At 77.1% G+C, this 2,470-nt stretch carries 5 protein-coding genes; 1 reads left to right on the forward strand and 4 read right to left on the reverse strand.

Features of this window, described 5'->3' with window-relative positions; genetic code table 11:
• The 3 genes from GTQ99_RS22140 to GTQ99_RS22150 all read right to left on the reverse strand — a co-directional run.
• The coding region (locus GTQ99_RS22140) for a hypothetical protein (RefSeq protein ID WP_166617845.1) at positions 1-346 on the reverse strand (346 nt) is incomplete at its 3' end.
• A 109-nt stretch (positions 347-455) separates the two neighbouring features.
• Complete coding sequence (locus tag GTQ99_RS22145) at positions 456-977, reverse strand: DUF2306 domain-containing protein (protein ID WP_166617846.1); 522 nt, start codon at positions 975-977, stop codon at positions 456-458.
• Positions 974-1,408 (reverse strand): MarR family transcriptional regulator, encoded by a 435-nt coding sequence (locus tag GTQ99_RS22150; RefSeq protein ID WP_166617847.1) that lies wholly within the window; start codon positions 1,406-1,408, stop codon positions 974-976. The genes GTQ99_RS22145 and GTQ99_RS22150 overlap by 4 nt, the downstream gene beginning before the upstream one ends.
• An 84-nt stretch (positions 1,409-1,492) precedes the next feature.
• On the opposite strand from GTQ99_RS22150, the gene GTQ99_RS22155 reads away from it, so the two are divergent.
• Positions 1,493-1,990: a GrpB family protein gene (locus tag GTQ99_RS22155; RefSeq protein ID WP_166617848.1), complete on the forward strand. Its 498-nt coding sequence runs from the start codon at positions 1,493-1,495 to the stop codon at positions 1,988-1,990.
• Positions 1,991-1,994: 4 nt separating this feature from the next.
• On the opposite strand, the gene GTQ99_RS22160 is transcribed toward GTQ99_RS22155, so the two are convergent.
• The coding region (locus GTQ99_RS22160; protein ID WP_166617849.1) for a hypothetical protein at positions 1,995-2,470 on the reverse strand (476 nt) is incomplete at its 5' end.

Genomic DNA, 2,470 nt, shown 5'->3' on the forward strand with positions numbered 1-2,470 from the left:
TCCTGGTGGTCTCCGGGTCCACGCCGGTGGCCTCGATGCGCAGGTCGAACGTGGCGCCGGCCTGGAACTTGGCGCGGTCCACCGGCAGGATCCGGACGGCGCTGCCGGTGCCGACGGCGGCGTTCAGCACGCGCCGCACGGTGGTGGAGTAGTGCGCGTCCTTGACGTTCAGCTGCGCCGGGACGTAGGCGGGGGCGGCGGCGGAGGCGGACGACGCGTCGCGCAGCCCCTGGCCGAGGACGATGGCGGTGGCGAGGCCGCCCGTGCCGAGGAGGCCTCGACGGGTGAAGAATCCGCGACGAGCGGGCATCGACTCGTCGTGCGTGCTGGACTGGTCGTCGGACACCGGGGTACCTCTCAGTTCGATGCTCAGGGCAGGCACAACCTGGCACCGCCCGGCGAACCCGGGCCCAACCCGCGGCCAACGGCGCGTGCACGTCGCCCCACCCGCCGGGTCAGCCGACGGCCTCCGGCACCGCGGTCCCCGGCCGATCGCCGCTGCGCCTGCCGCCGTGCCGCTCGAGGAGGCGGGTGGTCAGCGCGAGGACCGCGGTGACGGCCACGACGGCGCCGGCGGCGGCGAGCGCGCCCAGCGGTTCGGTCACGACGAACACCGGGACGTCGCGGCCGGGCACCGCGACGGCGCCGAGGAAGGCCCCGAGCAGGCCGAACCAGCTGCCGCGCATGTTCGCCCGGTGCCCGCGCACGTCGCGGCGCCGGGCCGCGCGGATCCCCAGGACCAGGCTGACGAGGGTGACCGCGGACAGCACGTGCAGCAGGCTCAGCCGGCCGTCGCGGAGGTCGCGGACGGCGAACGAGCTCGTCGCGACGAACGTCATGCCGGCGACCCAGCACCAGCCCGCGCGGCGGTGCGCGGCGTCGCCCTTGCGCCTGCGCAGCAGCACGAGGGCGCCCAGGCCCAGGCACACCAGCGCGCTGCCCGCGTGGGCGATGAGCAGGACCGTCGATCCGTTCACGGGGGTGCTCCGCTCTCGTCGTGGTCCAGCACCTCGATGAGGCGCCGGGTCTGCTGCGCGTACTGCGCGTAGGGGAAGTCGCTCGCGGCCACGAGGGCGGCGAAGCGCTCCTCCAGCAGGGCCCGCCCGGTGGCGACCAGGTGCGCGCCCGCGGCGCTCAGCCGCAGCCCGCGCCGGTTCCCGCCGCCCGCGGGGACCGACACCTCGAGCAGGCCGGCCTCGGCGAGGACGGCGACCATCCGGCTCGTCGAGGGTTCGGTGACGCCCAGCGCCTCGGCGAGCACGCGCTGGGTGGGGACGCCCTCGCCCACGAGCAGCAGGGCGAGGAAGCGGCGGTAGGGCAGGTCGAGCTCCGCGCGCAGCAGCCGGTCCGCGGCGCGGTCGAGGCGGGCGGTCAGCAGGTGCAGGTCGAAGGTCAGCTCACCGCTCACACCCGACTGTGGCACCAGTACCTTAGAAGCGCAAGGTGCTGGGTCCGCCGTGCGCCGGCCGTGCCGCCGTGGTGGGGTGCGCAGGTGGTCGAGCTGCGCCCGTCGGCGGAGGTGCACGGCACCGCGCTCGCGGTGCTGGAGCGGCAGCGGCGCGCGCTGCGCGAGGCCGGGGTCCCCGGTGAGCTGCTGCTCGTGGGGGCCGCCAGCGTCGAGGGCGGCTGGACGCGCGGCGACGTCGACCTGCACCTGCGCGTCCCGGCGGCGGACTTCGAGGCCGTCCGGGACCGGCTGGGCGAGCTGCTGCCCGTCGTCCACCCGGGGATCTGGGGCCCGACGCTGGCGACGTTCGCGGTGCCCGGCACGCCGCTGCCCACCGGGCTGGCGCTGACCCCGGCCGGCTCGGAGCACGACCTGCGCTTCACCCGCTGCTGGCAGCTGCTGCGCGCCGACCCGCGGCTGCTCGCCGAGCACGAGGCCGTCAAGCGGACCGCCACCGACGAGGACTACGAGCAGCGCAAGTCCGCCTCCTTCGACCACCTGCTGCGGCTGTGGCCGCAGCACCCGGCCGGCGGCGGGGCCTGATCGCTCAGGCGGCGGGGTCGCCGGCGAGGGAGGACTCCACCTGCTCGCGCAGGTGCCGGCAGACCGCGCTCACGCCGACGCCGGCGAGGGCCGCCGTGCGGGTGAGCAGCGCGAGCGCGACGTCGGTGAGGACGACCACGGCGTCCTCGGCGCGCGGGCCGCGCCCCAGCAGGCGGGCGGCCTCGCAGGCGCCGCCGAGGTCGTCGCCGGCGCGGGCCAGCACGGCCAGCACCTCGGCGGCGACGTCGCGGGCGGCGGGCACGTCGTTGACGACCACCCGGGCGAGGACCTGGGCGCCGGTGCTGCCGGAGGTGGTGCACACCAGCCGCAGCGCGGCGTGGGCGACGGCGAGGCTGCCCACCGCGCACAGGTCGCCGAAGTCCTCGCGCAGCTCGCGCAGCACCGCGGCGAAGAGGGCGTGCTCCCCGTGGGCGCGGGCGGCGACCAGGTCGAGGGCGGCGCGGCAGAGCGGGGCCTGGG

This window comes from Kineococcus vitellinus (assembly GCF_009906315.1).
Taxonomy (GTDB): Bacteria; Actinomycetota; Actinomycetes; order Actinomycetales; family Kineococcaceae; genus Kineococcus; species Kineococcus vitellinus.